Raw genomic sequence first — 15,398 nt, 5'->3', positions numbered from 1 at the left:
GAGTAGAAATGGTAATGCCTGGTGATAACGTACAATTGACTATCAACCTGCATGCACCTATTGCGATGGACGAAGGTTTACGTTTCGCAATTCGGGAAGGTGGCCGTACTGTTGGCGCCGGTGTTGTTGCGAAAATTATCGAGTAATAAAGTTAAATTGTGTTGGCATGAGTTATACAGATTCATGCCAATTAATTTAGGCCAGTAGCTCAATTGGCAGAGTGGCGGTCTCCAAAACCGCAGGTTGGGGGTTCGATTCCCTCCTGGCCTGCCAACTTACAAGTGAATATGAAAAGTTCGAACGAAAATCAAAGTGCTACTAAAAATATATTTTCATGGATGTCTGTAGTTCTTATAACTGCAGCAGCTTTTTTTTGTACATATCACTACACTTTTTCAGGTCCCATCCAGTCAATAATATGGCTTGTATGGTTATTGCTGACTTTATTTTTTGCCTATATGACATCTGTAGGTAAACAAGTATTTAAATTTGCTCAAGAGTCAAAAGTTGAATTGTTAAAAGTCGTTTGGCCAACCCGTCAAGAAACGATACAAACAACAACTATTGTTATTGTTATGGTTGCCGTAACCGGATTTATACTCTGGGGAGTCGATTCAGTGATGATGTGGGCAATTGCTAAAATAACGCATTTAGGGTGAATTCGGTGGAAGAACACAAATCGAAACAATGGTACGTTGTACATGCCTATTCCGGGTACGAAAATTTCGTTATGCGCGAGATTAAATCACGTGCACAACACCATAATTTAGAAGAAAAAATTGGTGAAGTTGTTGTGCCATCAGAAGAAGTTGTTGAAATGCGTTCAGGACAAAAACGCAAAAGTACGCGTAAGTTCTTTCCTGGCTATGTATTAGTGAACATGGTTATGGATGATCAGACATGGCATATGATAAGGGCAATTCCACGTGTATTAGGTTTTATTGGTGGAACTAGTCAGACGCCTACACCAATTACTGATAAAGAAGCTCGTGCAATTATGCAGCGAGTTGAAGATGGTGTTACCAAACCAAGACCGAAGATTCTCTTTGAACCCGGTGAAGTGGTTCGAGTTAAAGAAGGTCCATTCGTTGACTTCAATGGCGTAGTAGAAGAAGTCAATTATGAGAAAAACAGATTAAGAGTAGCAGTCCTGATTTTTGGACGATCTACTCCAGTTGAACTTGAATTTAGTCAAGTAGAGAAAACTTAGTTCGCTAAGGTGCCCTGGATAAGTCTTAATAAACATCTAGTTTAGATAAGAGTTATCCAGGGCTATTTTGTGTAAAGAGGGGAGCTAGACATAAGAACAAGTAAATCCTTACTTTTTCAAAAAACTGGCGTATGACCCATAAGGAGTAAAGATGGCAAAAAAAGTAGAAGCATATATAAAGTTGCAGATTCCAGCAGGTAAAGCAAATCCAAGCCCACCAGTCGGTCCAGCTTTGGGTCAACGTGGTGTTAACATTATGGAGTTTTGTAAAGCCTTTAATGCTGCAACACAACAAATGGAACAAGGGTTACCTACCCCAGTTGTAATCACTGTATATAGTGATCGTAGTTTTACCTTTATTACTAAGACACCACCAGCTTCAGTTCTACTGAAAAAGGCTGCAGGTATTCAAAGTGGAAGTGGTACACCTAACACTAAAAAAGTGGCCAAGCTTAACGTCAAACAACTTGAAGAAATTGCGAAGATTAAAGAGCCTGATTTAACTGCAGCAAGCTTAGCAGCAGCAGTTAGAAGTATCGCAGGTACTGCTCGCAGTATGGGTATTGACGTTGAAGGTTTAGAGTAAGGGGGATGCCATGCCAAGAGTATCGAAAAAACAAAAAAAGATTTTAGAGACAATTAAAACAAACCATCTATATAGCGCTAGTGAAGCAATTAATCTTTTAAAACAATTTGCTTCAGCTAAATTTCGTGAGAGTTTAGATATAAGCGTTAATTTAGGCGTTGATCCTCGTAAATCAGATCAAGTAGTTCGTTCATCAACTAATTTACCTAAAGGTACTGGGAAAGTGGTCCGTGTAGCAGTATTTGCACAAGGTGACAACGCTACCAAGGCAAAAGATGCTGGCGCTGATATCGTTGGATTTGAAGATCTGGCTGAAAAAATTAAGGGCGGAGCAATGGATTTCGATGTTGTTATTGCAACACCAGATGCGATGCGTATCGTCGGTCAGTTAGGTCAGGTTTTAGGCCCAAGAGGTTTAATGCCAAACCCAAAAGTTGGAACTGTTACTACGAACGTAGAAGCCGCAGTTAAAGACGCTAAATCAGGCCAAGTACGTTACAGAACTGATAAGAATGGTATTATCCATTGTACTGTTGGAAAAGTAGATTTTACTGTTGAAGACATCATTGAAAATATTGTTGCTTTAATTAACGATCTTAAAAAAGCGAAGCCTTCTTCGTCAAAAGGTCAATATTTAAAGAAAATATCTTTATCTACAACTATGGGTCCTGGTATTGCTATTGATATTTCATCAATACCTGTGTAATATAACCACCCATTTTTAGGAATTCACGGCATAGATTTGGTTCCATGCCGTCGAAGACCGCAGGTGCGTACGCTTAATTTCCTGCGCAGACGGTGAACCGGCTCCAACTTAATGAAAGAGGCGGCCACCATAACTGGCAAATCCTTGTGATTTGTATAATTAGGAGGTCAGTAACGTGACATTAAATTTAGCTGCAAAAAAAGCTGTTGTTGAAGAAGTGACTGCGGTCGCCTCAAAGGCTATTTCGGCAGTAGTTGCTGATTATCGTGGTTTAACTGTTAATCAAATGACGCACTTACGTAGTGAAGCACGTAAATCAGGTGTTTATCTTCGAGTAGTAAGAAATACGTTAACAAGAAGAGCTTTTAAAAACACCGAATTTGAATGCTTGAATGACTTGCTTGTTGGCCCGTTATTCATTGCGTTGTCACTAGAAGCACCTAGTGATGCAGCAAGACTACTTAAAGAATTCACTAAGACATGCGACAAACTTGAGGTTAGAGCATTATCTGTAGGCGGAAAAGTATACAAAGCAGATCAAATTGATGCTGTTGCTAGCTTACCGACTCGTGATGAAGCAATCGCCAAGTTAATGTATGTGATGAAAGCGCCCGTTGAGAAATTTGTCAGAACTCTTGCTGAGCCTCATGCTAAATTAGTACGAACCTTAGCAGCGGTAAAAGATAAAAAAGCAGGTTAAAATCACCTTTAATCATTAAATTAATTTTAAATCAGGAGCTAGTAATGGCTGTGTCAAAAAATGATATTTTAGAAACCATAGCAAATATGTCTGTTATGGAAGTTGTTGAACTAATCGAAGCAATGGAAGAGAAATTTAACGTTTCTGCTGCCGCTGCTGCTGTTGCAGTTGCTGCTCCAGCTGCTGGTGCTGCTGCTGCTGAAGAACAAACAGAATTTACTGTTGTTATGACTAGTTTCGGTGCTAACAAAGTAAACGTTATTAAAGCAGTTCGCGGTATTACTGGTCTTGGCTTAAAAGAAGCTAAAGACTTAGTAGAAGGTGCTCCTTCAACAATTAAAGAAGGTGTATCTAAAGAAGAAGCTGCTAATATCAAGAAAGAACTTGAAGAAGCTGGTGCTTCAGTAGAAGTTAAATAATAAAGTTATATCAGTGAGATAGGACCCAGCCATGGTTTCATGGCTGGGTTTACGTGTTTGAAGTCATCAATAATTTACAGAGGAAACACCATGGCCGTTGCAGAAGCTAAACCTCAATATTCGCATGCTGAGAAAAAACGATTTCGCAAAAGCTTTGGTACGCAGGCCGATAAAATGGCAATACCAAATCTGCTTGAAATTCAACTCAAATCTTACAGGGATTTCCTTCAGGCTGATAGCAAGTCAAATGAACACTTTAATACAGGATTGCATGCTGCATTTTCTTCTGTATTCCCGATTGAAAGCTTTTCTGGCAATGCACGATTAGAATATGTTGGTTATAAGTTAGGCGAACCAGCATTCGATGTTCGTGAATGCAAATTAAGAGGTCTTACATATTCTGCACCATTGAGGGTTAAAATAAGACTTGTCGTTCTAGATAAAGACGCAAGCGAAGAACCTAAGCCAATTAAAGATATTAGAGAACAAGATGTTTTTATGGGTGAAATACCATTAATGACAGACGTCGGTACGTTTGTAGTAAATGGTACTGAACGGGTAGTTGTTTCTCAATTACATCGTTCTCCAGGGGTAATATTTGAACATGATAAAGGTAAAACCCATTCATCTGGAAAGTTATTATACTCTGCACGCATTATACCCTACCGTGGTTCTTGGTTAGATTTTGAATTTGATCCAAAAGATTGTGTCTATGTTCGTATTGATAGACGACGTAAATTACCAGTTAGCATTCTTTTAAGAGCTTTGGGATACGAAACAGAAGATATTCTGAGCGAATTTTTTGAAATGACAAGCTGCCATCTTAAAAATGGCGAATATCATATTGATCTTATCCCGCAACGTTTACGTGGAGAGATTGCTTCATTTGATATTCATGTTCCTGAGACAGGGGAACTAATTGTTGAACAAGGTAGAAGAATTACAGCACGCCATATTAAATTAATGGAAAAAAGTCAGATGAAAGATCTGATTGTGCCACGTGATTATCTAATAGGTAAAACTTTAGCAAAAAATATTATCGATACTTCTACCGGAGAGTTTATTGCTCAAGCCAATGATGAAGTTACTGATGAATTGCTTGATGTAATGGCTTCTAACGGGATCCACGAATTTGATATGATTTATACCAATGATTTGGATCATGGTTCTTATATATCAGATACAGTTAAAATTGATCCTACTTCAAGTCAATTAGAAGCTCTTGTAGAAATTTATCGTATGATGCGCCCAGGCGAGCCCCCAACTAAAGAGGCTGCTGAAGCTTTATTTAAAAATCTATTTTTTGTCGATGAGCGCTATGACTTATCTGCTGTCGGAAGAATGAAGTTTAATCGACGTGTGGGTAGAAAGAATGATGATGGTCCAGGTACTTTGACTAAAGAAGATATTATGTCAGTTATCAAGACACTAATTGACATAAGAAATGGTATTGGCATGGTTGATGATATTGACCACCTTGGTAACCGAAGGGTACGAAGTGTTGGTGAAATGACTGAAAACCAATTTAGAGTGGGCCTTGTACGTGTTGAGAGAGCTGTTAAAGAACGTTTAAGTCTAGTTGAGTCTGAAAATCTGATGCCTCAGGATTTGATTAATGCCAAACCTGTTTCTGCAGCAATCAAAGAGTTTTTCGGTTCAAGCCAGCTGTCACAATTTATGGATCAAGTTAACCCCTTATCAGGTGTTACTCATAAACGAAGAGTTTCTGCATTAGGCCCAGGTGGTTTAACACGTGAGCGTGCAGGATTTGAGGTGCGTGACGTACATACAACGCACTATGGTCGAGTCTGTCCTATTGAAACTCCTGAAGGACCAAACATTGGTTTGATTAACTCATTGTCTGTTTATGCTAGAACAAATGATTATGGATTTATTGAAACTCCATGCCGTAAAGTAATCAACGGTCGTGTTACTGATGAGATTGAATATCTCTCGGCTATTGAAGAAGTAGATCAGTATATTGCACAATCAAGCGTTGCTCTTGATAAAGAAGGTAATATCCTTGCCGATCTAGTTCCCTGTAGACATCAAAATGAATTTTCATTAACTACGCCCGATAATATTAACTACATGGATATTTCCCCGAAACAGATTGTTTCTGTAGCGGCTTCTCTAATTCCATTCTTAGAGCATGATGATGCGAACCGCGCTTTAATGGGTTCAAACATGCAACGACAAGCGGTACCTACTCTGCGCTCAGAAAAACCTTTAGTAGGTACAGGAATGGAGCGTATTGTAGCGTCTGACTCTGGAGTTTCTGTAGTAGCAAAACGAGGTGGAATAATTGATCTAGTTGATGCATCTCGTATCGTTGTTCGTGTTAATGATGATGAAACTACTGCGGGCGAAACCGGGGTTGATATTTACAACCTCACTAAATACTTCCGCTCAAACCAAGATACATGTATTAATCAACGTCCAATTGTAAATACCGGCGATATCATTCAAAGAGGCGATATCTTAGCTGATGGTCCCTGTACCGATATGGGGGAACTGGCTTTAGGTCAGAACTTGTTGGTTGCTTTCATGCCTTGGAATGGATACAACTTCGAGGACTCTATTCTTATATCCGAACGTATCGTACAAGATGATCGATTCACAACAATTCATATAGAAGAATTAACGTGTATCGCTCGTGATACTAAATTAGGTACTGAAGAAATTACTTCAGATATTCCTAATGTAGGCGAGTCAGCACTTTCTAATTTGGATGAGTCAGGAGTTGTGTACATAGGCGCTGAAGTTAAAGCTGGCGATATTCTTGTTGGAAAAGTTACTCCTAAGGGTGAAACACAACTGACACCTGAAGAGAAACTATTACGAGCTATCTTTGGTGAGAAGGCTTCTGATGTTAAGGATTCTTCACTTCGAGTTCCATCTGGAATGAACGGTACTGTTATTGATGTACAAGTCTTTACGCGTGATGGCTTAGAAAAGGATGCGCGTGCGAAAAGTATCGAAGAAGAACATTTGGCACGAGTTCGTAAAGACTTAGTTGATGAGCGACGTATTCGTGAAGAGGATATTTACCATCGTGTAGCAAATATTGTTCTTGATAAAGTAGCAACGGGTGGTCCAGGAAATCTGAAACCAGGCTCCAAAGTAAATCAAGAATATCTGGATAAAATAGGAAGAGACAAATGGTTTGATATCCGTCTCGAAAACGACGTAACAAGCCAACAATTAGAACAACTTTCAAAACAACTTGAAATGTTGTCTAAAGAAATGGAAAAACGTTTTAACGACAGTCGTAAGAAAATAATTCAAGGCGATGATTTAGCCCCTGGGGTGTTAAAAATTGTTAAAGTCTATCTTGCTGTGAAAAGACGTATACAACCAGGTGATAAGATGGCAGGTCGACATGGGAACAAAGGGGTTATCTCTATTGTAGTTCCTGTTGAGGACATGCCGCATATGGAAGATGGAACAGCAGTAGACATCGTTCTTAATCCATTAGGCGTACCATCTCGTATGAATATTGGGCAAGTTCTTGAAACCCACCTTGGATTAGCTGCAAAAGGGTTGGGTAATAAAATTGCTCAAATGCTTGATACAAAACAAAATGCGACTGAAATCAAATCGTTCTTGAAGAAGATATACAACCATGATGACGTACAACGCGTACATTTAGATTGTCTGAATGATGAAGAGATATTTAGATTGGCAGATAATCTACGCGCTGGTGTGCCCATGGCAACACCTGTTTTTGATGGTGCTTCTGAAGAAGAAATAAAAAGCATGCTGCAGCTGGCAGATTTGTCTTCTGATGGTAAAACCTACTTGACTGATGGTAGAACCGGAAACAAATTTGATAACCCAGTAACTGTAGGTTACATGTATATGTTAAAACTAAATCATTTAGTTGATGATAAGATGCATGCTCGCTCAACTGGCTCATACAGTCTAGTAACGCAACAGCCATTAGGTGGTAAAGCACAGTTTGGTGGACAACGCTTTGGGGAGATGGAGGTTTGGGCTCTCGAAGCTTATGGTGCAGCTTATACATTACAGGAAATGTTGACTGTGAAATCAGATGACGTTGGAGGTAGAACAAAGATCTACAAAAATATTGTCGATGGCGATCATCGTATGGACCCAGGAATGCCTGAGTCTTTCAACGTATTGTTGAAAGAAATCCGTGCATTGGGAATAGATATCGAACTCGAACACGATTAACTTTTTCAGCGATACATACTGATTAACCAATTTTTGGAGGCATAGACTTGAGTACTCTAAACGACGATCCAATGAATGAGCCAATGAGAAAAGCTCCTGTAATGAGCGATTTGCTCGGCATCCTTAAGCAACAGGGACAAAGTGAAGAGTTCGACGCAATTAAGATTGCGTTGGCTTCTCCTGAGCTAATTCGTTCATGGTCATATGGTGAAGTTAAAAAACCAGAAACAATAAATTATCGTACATTTAAACCTGAGCGAGATGGTTTGTTCTGTGCTAAAACGTTTGGCCCAGTAAAAGATTACGAATGCTTATGCGGTAAATACAAACGTCTTAAACATCGTGGCGTTATTTGTGAAAAGTGTGGGGTCGAGCTTGCGCTGGCTAAAGTACGTCGTGAACGTATGGGGCATATTGAACTCGCAAGCCCAGTTGCACATATTTGGTTCTTGAAGTCATTACCTTCCAGAATAGGTTTATTACTAGACATGACTTTACGAGATATTGAACGTGTTCTTTACTTTGAAGCGTTTGTTGTCGTTGATCCAGGAATGACTGAATTGGAACGTGGTCAATTACTGAATGATGAAGTGTATCTTGATGCAATGGAACAATATGGTGACGAGTTTGACGCACGTATGGGTGCCGAAGCAATTCGAGATTTACTCCGCCAAGTTGATCTGGAAGATGAAATCAAGAATTTGCGTGAAGAGTTACCAACTACCAGCTCTGAAACCAAAATTAAGAAAATCACAAAAAGATTGAAATTACTTGAAGCTTTTTATGAGTCTGGGAATAAGCCAGAGTGGATGATCATGGATGTATTACCTGTGCTACCACCTGATTTAAGACCTTTAGTTCCATTAGATGGTGGCCGTTTTGCTACATCTGATTTGAATGATTTGTATCGACGTGTTATTAACCGAAATAACCGTTTGAAACGTCTTCTGGATCTAAATGCACCAGATATTATTGTACGTAATGAAAAGAGAATGTTACAGGAATCAGTCGATGCTCTGCTCGATAATGGACGTCGTGGCCGTGCAATTACGGGTACCAACAAGCGACCACTTAAATCGCTAGCCGACATGATTAAAGGAAAACAAGGTCGTTTCCGTCAAAATCTGTTGGGTAAGCGTGTGGATTATTCAGGTCGTTCTGTAATTGTAGTTGGTCCGACTTTGAAACTGCATCAGTGTGGTCTTCCTAAGAAAATGGCTCTTGAGTTATTTAAACCATTTATATTCTCTAAACTTGAATTCAGAGGCCTAGCTACAACAATTAAAGCTGCCAAGAAAATGGTAGAGCGAGAAGAGTCTGTAGTTTGGGATATATTAGATGATGTGATTCGTGAACATCCTATCCTATTAAACCGTGCTCCTACTTTACATAGATTAGGTATTCAGGCTTTCGAGCCCGTGCTCATTGAAGGTAAAGCAATACAGCTTCACCCATTAGTTTGTACAGCATACAACGCGGACTTTGACGGTGACCAAATGGCGGTTCACGTGCCGTTGACTTTAGAGGCACAATTAGAAGCTCGCTCATTAATGATGTCTACAAATAACATCTTATCACCTGCGAGTGGTGAGCCAATTATTGTTCCCAGTCAGGACGTTGTACTAGGTTTATATTACTTAACTCGTGAAAAGGTTAATGCCTTAGGTGAAGGGAAAATTTTTGTTAGTGCCCAAGAAGCACAAAACTTCTACGAGTCAGGTCATCTTGATATTCATGCTAAAATTAAAATCCGCATGCCAAAAGAAGACGGAGAAGGTCACCATTTAGTAGAAACAACAGTTGGCCGAGCAATTCTTGCTGAGGTACTCCCTAAGGGTATGACTTTTGCTCAGATAAACCGTACTATGACCAAGAAAGTTATTACAAAGGTTATTGACACCTGCTATAGAAATTTTGGTTTGAAAGAAACTGTTATTTTTGCTGATAAGCTTATGTATACTGGCTTTAAGTATGCAACACGTTCTGGTGTGTCAATTGGTATTGAAGATATGGAAATACCTGATGATAAAGCCAGCATCATTGATCATGCTGATAACGAAGTTCGTGAAATCGAATCACAATTCCGTTCAGGTTTGGTAACCAATGGCGAACGTTACAATAAAGTAATCGATATTTGGTCTAGAACTAACGAATTAGTTGCTAAATCGATGATGACTAAAATAGCAACAGAAGAAGCTTTAGATGCAAAAGGCAATAAAGTTCGACAAGAATCATTCAACCCAATCTTTATGATGGCTGACTCTGGTGCGCGGGGTTCCGCAGCGCAAATAAGACAGCTAGCAGGTATGCGTGGATTGATGGCTGCTCCAGATGGCTCGATTATCGAAACCCCAATTACTGCGAACTTCCGCGAAGGTTTGAACGTATTCCAGTATTTTATTTCGACTCATGGAGCGAGAAAAGGTTTGGCTGATACAGCGTTAAAAACCGCTAACTCTGGTTACTTGACTCGTCGTTTAGTGGACGTTGCTCAAGACGTAGTAATTACCGAAGATGATTGCGGAGTTGACACTGGTATTTTAATGCAGCCTCTGATTGAGGGTGGTGATATCGTTGAACCGTTACATGAGCGTGTTCTAGGACGAGTCGTTGCTTCTGATGTTTATATCCCTAACCAAAGCGAACCGGTTGTTACGGCTGGAACGTTATTGGATGAAGAATGGGTTGAGAAACTCGAAAAACAAGGTGTGGACCAAATTATGGTTCGTTCACCAATTACCTGCCAAACCCGCTTTGGATTATGTGCTAAGTGCTATGGTCGTGATTTGGCTCGAGGTCATCTCGTTAATACAGGTGAAGCTGTAGGTATTATTGCTGCCCAGTCAATTGGGGAGCCAGGTACTCAGTTAACCATGCGTACCTTCCATATTGGGGGGGCTGCCTCTAGAGCAACTGCAGCGAATAATATTCAGATTAAAACGAAAGGGGTTATTCGTTTACATAACATTAAAACAGTTACTCACGAAAACAAAAACCTGGTTGCGGTGTCACGCTCTGGTGAAGTAACCATTGTTGATGAATTCGGGCGTGAGCGCGAGCGTTATAAGCTACCATATGGTGCTGTTATTTCAGTGCATGACAATTCACCGGTAGAGGCTGGACAAGTAATTGCTACTTGGGATCCTCATACCCACCCAGTTATTTCGGAAGTAACCGGATATCTGAAATTTGTTGATTTGATTGATGGTATTACCATGAATCGACAAACTGATGAGCTAACAGGCTTGAGCAACATCGTAGTTATCGATGCGAAACAACGAAGTGCAGCAGGCCGTGATTTACGTCCTATGGTAAAACTAGTCGCAGAGAATGGTGAAGATATTTATCTTGCTGGTACAAACGTTCCTGCTCAATACTATCTACCTGTAGATGCGATTGTTAACTTTGAAGATGGTGGTCACGTAGGTATCGGGGATGTTATTGCCCGTATTCCTCAAGAGCGTTCTAAAACTCGCGATATTACCGGGGGTCTGCCTAGAGTAGCTGATTTATTCGAAGCACGTAAACCTAAAGATTCAGCAGTTATGGCTGAAGTTTCAGGAATGGTTAGCTTTGGTAAGGAAACAAAAGGTAAGAGAAGATTACTTATTAATGTTTCTGAAGATCAATGTCATGAAGAATTGATACCCAAATGGAGACATATTTCTGTCTTCGAAGGGGAGCATGTTGAACGCGGTGAAATTATTGCTGAAGGTGCGCTCAATCCTCATGATATATTGCGCTTACTTGGTGTTGGTGCATTAGCGAATTACATCGTAAATGAAGTTCAAGACGTATATCGTTTACAAGGTGTAAAAATTAATGATAAACACATCGAAGTAATCGTACGACAAATGCTACGTAAAAGAGTTATTACTTTTGCTGGGGATTCTAAATTCTTGGCGGGAGAGCAGGTAGAAGAAAGCGTCTTATTGCAAGAAAATGACAAGCTTATTGCTGAAGAGAAGCAACCAGCCCGAGGCACTCCTATATTGTTAGGTATTACAAAGGCTTCTTTGGCAACTGAGTCATTTATTTCTGCTGCTTCGTTCCAAGAAACAACAAGAGTTCTAACTGAAGCTGCTGTAAGTGGTAAAGTTGATGATTTACGTGGTTTAAAAGAAAATGTTATGGTAGGTCGCTTGATCCCTGCAGGAACAGGTTATGCATACCATCAAAGCCGTAAGGCAAAAAGAGCTAAGGCTGCAGCCGGTGAGCACCCAGTGCATACCGTTACTGCAAGTGATGTTGAGCATGCGTTGAGTGAAGCATTAAACGCAGACAATCAAGAACACTAGTTCGGATTCGAAAACGGCAGATTAAACTTGACAAATCTGCCGTAGCTATATAGAATCCGGCCTCCTTATGCATTCGAAATAATCAAAAGAGACAGATCGGAGTTAAGTATAAATGGCTACTATTAATCAGTTAGTAAGAAAGCCTCGTGTGGACGTAAAAAAGAAAAGTAACGTGCCTGCACTGGAATCATGTCCACAAAGACGCGGTGTATGTACACGCGTTTACACTACTACACCTAAAAAACCTAACTCAGCTATGCGTAAGGTTGCTCGTGTACGTTTAACTAATGGATTTGAAGTTTCATCATACATTGGTGGAGAAGGCCATAACCTTCAGGAACACTCAGTTGTTCTAATTAGAGGTGGTCGTGTTAAAGATTTACCTGGTGTGCGCTATCACACTGTACGAGGTAGCTTAGATACCTCAGGTGTTAATGATCGTAAACAAGGTCGTTCAAAATACGGTACTAAAAAACCAAAAGATAAAAAATAACTGATTGTAGGAAATCGAAATGCCTAGAAGAAGAGAAGTCCCCAAAAGAGAAATTTTGCCAGATCCTAAACATCATAGTGAGTTATTAGCAAAATTTATCAACGTACTAATGGTTAGCGGTAAGAAATCTACTGCTGAAAAAATTATTTATGGTGCTTTATCCGTTATGGAAGAGCGCGTAAAGAAACTTAAAAAAACAGATGAAGATGAAGGTGAATCAGGTTCAAGTGGTTCAGCGACAGTTCTTCGTTATTTTGAAAATGCTTTAGATAATGTTCGCCCAAGCGTTGAAGTTCGTTCACGCCGAGTTGGTGGTGCTACATATCAAGTGCCAGTTGAAGTAAGAACTGACCGAAGCATTGCTTTAGGAATGCGCTGGATTGTACAGGCAGCACGTACTCGTGGAGAAAAGGGTATGATGCTACGTTTGGCTGGAGAACTAATGGATGCTTACGAAAGTAAAGGTTCTGCAGTGAAGAAACGCGAAGATACACATAAGATGGCAAAAGCCAACCAGGCGTTTGCACATTTTAGATGGAACTAATAGAGAGGTAATCCCGTGTCTACTCCATTAAAGTTATATAGAAACATAGGTATTGCAGCGCACGTTGATGCTGGTAAAACCACAACAACAGAGCGTGTACTGTACTATACTGGTATGTCTCATAAAATTGGTGAAGTTCATGACGGTGCTGCAACTATGGACTGGATGGTTCAGGAGCAAGAACGCGGTATTACCATTACATCAGCAGCAACAACGTGCTACTGGTCCGGGATGGACAAGCAGTTTGAGCCACATCGTATCAATATTATCGATACGCCAGGACACGTTGACTTCATGATTGAAGTAGAGCGTTCATTGCGTGTGCTTGATGGTGCTGTTGTGGTGTTCGATTCAGTATCTGGAGTGGAACCACAGTCTGAAACAGTTTGGCGTCAAGCAAACAAATATGGCGTGCCCCGTATTGTGTTCGTCAATAAGATGGATAGAATGGGTGCGAACTTCCTACGTGTAGTGAGCCAAATTAAACAAAGATTAGGTTCAAATCCTGTCGTTGTTCAATTGCCCATTGGTGCTGAAGAAGAGTTTAAAGGTGTTATTGACCTTATTAAAATGAAAGCAATTCATTGGGATGAAGAGAACAAAGGGATGACTTTTCAATATAAAGATGTTCCTGAAGATCTCAAAGAACAATGTGAAGAATATCGTGCTCTACTTATAGAAGCAGCTGCAGAAGCAAACGAAGACCTCATGGAAAAATATCTTGAAGGTCAAGAGTTTACTGAAGCAGAGATTAAGAAAGCGCTACGTCAACTGACTATTAGCAACCAAATCGTCCCTGTTTTCTGTGGTTCAGCATTTAAAAATAAAGGCGTACAAGCAGTACTAGATGGAGTGATTGAATATTTACCTTCTCCAACTGATATTCCTGACGTTCAAGGCGTTGACGAAGATGGTGAGCCAGCATCTCGCAAAACAAGCTATGATGCTCCTTTTTCTGCTTTGGCGTTTAAAATCGCAACTGACCCATTCGTAGGTACTTTAACCTATTTTAGAACTTACTCTGGTGTTTTAAAGAGTGGCGATACTGTTTATAACTCAGTAAAAGCCAAAAGAGAGCGTATAGGTCGTTTGCTTCAGATGCATGCAAATTCACGCGAAGAAATTAAAGAAGTAAGAGCCGGTGATATTGCTGCAGCTGTGGGACTGAAAACAGTAATGACTGGTGATACTTTATGTGATACTGAAAGTGTTGTCATATTAGAAAGAATGGATTTCCCCGATCCTGTAATTGCTGTCGCTGTGGAGCCAAAAACTAAGGCAGACCAAGAAAAAATGGGTATTGCTCTTGGTAAGTTAGCTCAAGAAGATCCCTCATTCAGAGTTCATACTGATGAAGAATCTGGACAAACTATTATTGAAGGTATGGGTGAACTTCATTTGGAAATTATTGTTGACCGCATGAAACGCGAGTTTAATGTGGAAGCTAATGTTGGTAAGCCTCAAGTTGCCTATCGCGAAACATTGAAACAACCTGTGGAGCAAGAAGGCAAATTTGTAAGACAATCAGGTGGACGTGGACAATATGGTCACGTTTGGTTGAAAATTGAACCTCAAGAACCTGGAAAGGGTTATGAGTTTATCAACGCAATAGTTGGTGGTGTTATTCCTAAAGAATACATTCCTGCGGTTGATAAAGGTGTTCAAGAGCAGATGCAAAATGGCGTTATTGCTGGATATCCAGTAGTGGATGTTAAAGTCACATTGTTTGACGGTTCATTCCACGAGGTGGATTCTAGTGAGATGGCATTTAAAATCGCTGGTTCACAATGCTTCAAGCAAGGTGCATTAAAAGCTAAACCTGTATTGCTTGAGCCTATAATGAGCGTTGAAGTCGTGACCCCTGAGGATTATATGGGGGATGTTATGGGTGACCTTAACCGACGTCGCGGTCTGGTTCAAGGAATGGAAGATTCACCAGCAGGTAAAATTGTTCGGGCTGAAGTTCCATTAGCAGAGATGTTTGGTTATTCAACCGATTTACGTTCTGCGACGCAAGGAAGAGCAACATATACAATGGAATTTAGTAAGTACGCGGAAGCACCAAATAACATTGCTGAAGCAATTATTAAGAAACAATAAAGTTAACGAGGTTATTGAAATGGCGAAGGAAAAATTTGAACGTAAGAAGCCACACGTAAATGTTGGCACGATTGGTCACGTAGACCACGGTAAGACGACATTAACAGCGGCTATTACCACGATTATGGCGAAGAAATTTGGTGGA

The 15,398-nt window shown here is 40.2% G+C and carries 13 protein-coding genes and 1 tRNA gene; all 14 read left to right on the top strand.

Going from position 1 to position 15,398, the window contains the following annotated elements:
- A partial coding sequence (locus ACWTEW_RS24485; protein WP_010654847.1) for an EF-Tu C-terminal domain-related protein occupies positions 1–146 on the top strand: 146 nt, incomplete at its 5' end.
- Positions 147–197: 51 nt separating this feature from the next.
- Positions 198–273 (top strand) — tRNA-Trp (locus tag ACWTEW_RS24480).
- 14 nt (positions 274–287) lie between these two features.
- Positions 288–659: a preprotein translocase subunit SecE gene (gene secE / locus ACWTEW_RS24475; protein ID WP_454783566.1), complete on the top strand. Its 372-nt coding sequence runs from the start codon at positions 288–290 to the stop codon at positions 657–659.
- Between the two features lie 5 nt (positions 660–664).
- A complete protein-coding gene (gene nusG, locus ACWTEW_RS24470; protein ID WP_454783565.1) occupies positions 665–1,210 on the top strand; it encodes a transcription termination/antitermination protein NusG in 546 nt (181 codons plus the stop codon).
- A 151-nt stretch (positions 1,211–1,361) separates the two neighbouring features.
- Complete coding sequence (gene rplK / locus ACWTEW_RS24465) at positions 1,362–1,796, top strand: 50S ribosomal protein L11 (RefSeq protein WP_010654844.1); 435 nt, start codon at positions 1,362–1,364, stop codon at positions 1,794–1,796.
- A gap of 10 nt (positions 1,797–1,806) precedes the next feature.
- Positions 1,807–2,502 carry a 50S ribosomal protein L1 gene (rplA, locus tag ACWTEW_RS24460; protein WP_454783564.1) on the top strand — a complete coding sequence of 232 codons (696 nt, stop codon included), beginning with the start codon at positions 1,807–1,809 and terminating at the stop codon, positions 2,500–2,502.
- 175 nt (positions 2,503–2,677) lie between these two features.
- The gene (gene rplJ / locus ACWTEW_RS24455; RefSeq protein ID WP_110144188.1) at positions 2,678–3,202 is read left to right on the top strand and encodes a 50S ribosomal protein L10; all 525 of its coding nucleotides are present in this window, start codon (positions 2,678–2,680) and stop codon (positions 3,200–3,202) included.
- 44 nt (positions 3,203–3,246) lie between these two features.
- On the top strand, positions 3,247–3,621 hold the full coding sequence (rplL, locus tag ACWTEW_RS24450) for a 50S ribosomal protein L7/L12 (protein WP_454783563.1): 375 nt from the start codon (positions 3,247–3,249) through the stop codon (positions 3,619–3,621).
- 90 nt (positions 3,622–3,711) lie between these two features.
- Positions 3,712–7,818: a DNA-directed RNA polymerase subunit beta gene (rpoB, locus tag ACWTEW_RS24445; protein WP_454783562.1), complete on the top strand. Its 4,107-nt coding sequence runs from the start codon at positions 3,712–3,714 to the stop codon at positions 7,816–7,818.
- 101 nt (positions 7,819–7,919) lie between these two features.
- Entirely contained in the window at positions 7,920–12,116 is a 4,197-nt protein-coding gene (gene rpoC / locus ACWTEW_RS24440) for a DNA-directed RNA polymerase subunit beta' (RefSeq protein WP_454783567.1), read from the top strand.
- 112 nt (positions 12,117–12,228) lie between these two features.
- Entirely contained in the window at positions 12,229–12,609 is a 381-nt protein-coding gene (gene rpsL, locus ACWTEW_RS24435; protein WP_010654837.1) for a 30S ribosomal protein S12, read from the top strand.
- A 19-nt stretch (positions 12,610–12,628) separates the two neighbouring features.
- On the top strand, positions 12,629–13,153 hold the full coding sequence (rpsG, locus tag ACWTEW_RS24430) for a 30S ribosomal protein S7 (RefSeq protein ID WP_454783561.1): 525 nt from the start codon (positions 12,629–12,631) through the stop codon (positions 13,151–13,153).
- Positions 13,154–13,168: 15 nt separating this feature from the next.
- On the top strand, positions 13,169–15,253 hold the full coding sequence (gene fusA / locus ACWTEW_RS24425; RefSeq protein WP_454783560.1) for an elongation factor G: 2,085 nt from the start codon (positions 13,169–13,171) through the stop codon (positions 15,251–15,253).
- 19 nt (positions 15,254–15,272) lie between these two features.
- Positions 15,273–15,398, top strand: a 126-nt coding sequence (locus ACWTEW_RS24420) for a GTP-binding protein (protein WP_264459337.1), incomplete at its 3' end; no start/stop codon positions are given.

The sequence above is a fragment of the Legionella stuttgartensis genome, assembly GCF_977063405.2.
This window is presented reverse-complemented; position numbering and strand designations above follow the sequence as displayed.

Coding starts and splice junctions, on each gene's coding strand:
- rpsG (WP_454783561.1), top strand. CDS start 12,629: ATGCCTAGAAGAAGAGAAGTCCCCAAAAGAGAAATTTTGCCAGATCCT.
- rpsL (WP_010654837.1), top strand. CDS start 12,229: ATGGCTACTATTAATCAGTTAGTAAGAAAGCCTCGTGTGGACGTAAAA.
- rplA (WP_454783564.1), top strand. CDS start 1,807: ATGCCAAGAGTATCGAAAAAACAAAAAAAGATTTTAGAGACAATTAAA.
- secE (WP_454783566.1), top strand. CDS start 288: ATGAAAAGTTCGAACGAAAATCAAAGTGCTACTAAAAATATATTTTCA.
- rplL (WP_454783563.1), top strand. CDS start 3,247: ATGGCTGTGTCAAAAAATGATATTTTAGAAACCATAGCAAATATGTCT.
- rpoC (WP_454783567.1), top strand. CDS start 7,920: ATGAGCGATTTGCTCGGCATCCTTAAGCAACAGGGACAAAGTGAAGAG.
- rplK (WP_010654844.1), top strand. CDS start 1,362: ATGGCAAAAAAAGTAGAAGCATATATAAAGTTGCAGATTCCAGCAGGT.
- rpoB (WP_454783562.1), top strand. CDS start 3,712: ATGGCCGTTGCAGAAGCTAAACCTCAATATTCGCATGCTGAGAAAAAA.